The organism is Roseiarcus fermentans (assembly GCF_003315135.1).
In the GTDB taxonomy this organism is placed as follows: domain Bacteria; phylum Pseudomonadota; class Alphaproteobacteria; order Rhizobiales; family Beijerinckiaceae; genus Roseiarcus; species Roseiarcus fermentans.
In genome coordinates this window covers 1-1649 of record NZ_QNRK01000083.1, presented here as the reverse complement: position 1 = coordinate 1649, position 1649 = coordinate 1, and the positions used below count along the sequence as shown (strand labels likewise).

1 protein-coding gene is annotated in these 1649 nt (G+C 68.5%); it reads right to left on the bottom strand.

Translation table 11 applies throughout. The annotated features are described in order from the left end of the window. Positions 1-176: 176 nt before the first annotated feature. Positions 177-1553, bottom strand: coding sequence for an IS1380 family transposase (locus DFR50_RS31095; RefSeq protein ID WP_113894226.1), 1377 nt, complete (start codon positions 1551-1553; stop codon positions 177-179). Between the last annotated feature and the right edge of the window lie 96 nt (positions 1554-1649).

Sequence of the window (1649 nt, the reverse complement as noted above, 5' to 3'; positions counted from 1 at the left end):
CCCGCATTTCTCATAGTGCGCCACCTACCTCGCCATTCTGACGGTCGCATCGGCGCGGAGTTTGTCATGGACGAGCGCGTCCGATGCGCCGTCTGCGCAGGGATTGTCTGGCAGTGTGATGTCTCCGGTGGGCCGAGGGGTGATTGCCGCGGTTGGATGGGCGTCGCGGCGACGCCTCAGGCGGCTGGGGCGAGACGGGCGGCGGCCAGGCGCCATTCGTCGGCGGCGGGACAGGCCGAGGCGAGGGCGAACTTGATGCGGCGCGCGCTGATCCGGACGAGGCCGGCGAGCTTGAGGAGCTTGAGGCGGATCGTACCGCAGGTCGCGTCGGCGAACTGGGTGTGGGCGAGGCCGACCCGCCGGACCGCGCAGATCAGGACGTAGGCGAAAGAGGCGAGCCAGAGCCGGAGCTGATTGGCGCGCAGGGTGGCGGCCGAGGTGCGGTCGGAGAACAGGTCGCCCTGGCACTCCTTGATCCGGTTCTCCATCTCGCCGCGGGCGCAGTAGACGTTTTCGTAGAGACGGCGGCCGCCGGTCTCGGCCTTCGTCAGCGAGGTGACGATGAAGCGCGGGTTGGCCTCGCCCTGCGTCCATTCGGCCTTGCCGATCACCCGACGCCGGCGCGACCAGCTCTTGAGCGTGGCGTAGCGGAAGTCCTTGAAGCGGCGGGCGGGCTTGCCGGTCGCGGTCGCCTCCGCCTCGGCCTGCAGGAGTTCGACTGCGATCTCCTCGACGAGCCGCGCGTTGCGCGCGAGGCCGAAGACGAAGTCGACCCGGTTCTCTTCGCACCACGCCATCAGGGCCTCGCGGCAGAAGCCGGAATCGGCGCGCAGGAGGATGCGCGTCCTCGGCCAGCGCGCTCGGATCTGGCCGACGATCCGTGCGATCTCCTCCCTGGCCCCGGCGCTTCCGTCGATGTTCGAGGGCCTGAGTTTGGCCGCCAGCAGATGCCGGCCGCAGAACACGTAGAGCGGCAGGTAGCAGTAGCCGTCGTAGTAGCCGTGGAAGAACCGGCCCTCCTGACGCCCGTGCAGCGGGTCGTCGGTGGCGTCGAGGTCGAGCACGATCTCCCTGGGCGCCTTCGCGTGCGCCTCGAGGAACAGGTCGACGAACAGGGCCTCGATCGCCGCGGGGTCGTGGCTGATCTTCCGGTAGCGGGTGGCGACCTCGCGCGACAGTTCGAGCCGGTTGAGCGTCGACTTGCCGGCGACCGGCGCGCAGCCCTCACGGCGGGCCGCGAGCTTGCCGGCCAGCACCGCCATCATCGGGTCGTGACGGAGTTCGTCGTGATCGTTCAGGTCTTCGTAGCCGAGGGCGATGCCAAACACGCGCTGGCCGACGAGCGTGGCGACCGAGTGCTCGACGAACCTCGGGTCTCTCACGTCGCGGAAACATCCCGCAAGCCGGCCGACCAGATCGAGCCTTCGCGCGGCGGCGCCGAGCAACAGCCCGCCGGCGTCGGAGGTCAGCGCGCCGCCATCGAATTCGGCCACAACAGGGCGACCTTCGACCCGTCCAAACAGGCTCGGTTCTGCGCTACACTCCGTCTGCATCGGGCGACCTCTCTGAATAGGGTCAAGTCGTTCTCGCAAAACAACTTTTGCCTGATTCGGACGCCCGATGCACCCATCCTGTGTGAGAAATCCGGG

Bases quoted from the DNA above. Each gene is read 5' to 3' on its own strand.
- DFR50_RS31095 (WP_113894226.1), bottom strand. From the start codon at position 1,553: ATGCAGACGGAGTGTAGCGCAGAACCGAGCCTGTTTGGACGGGTCGAA.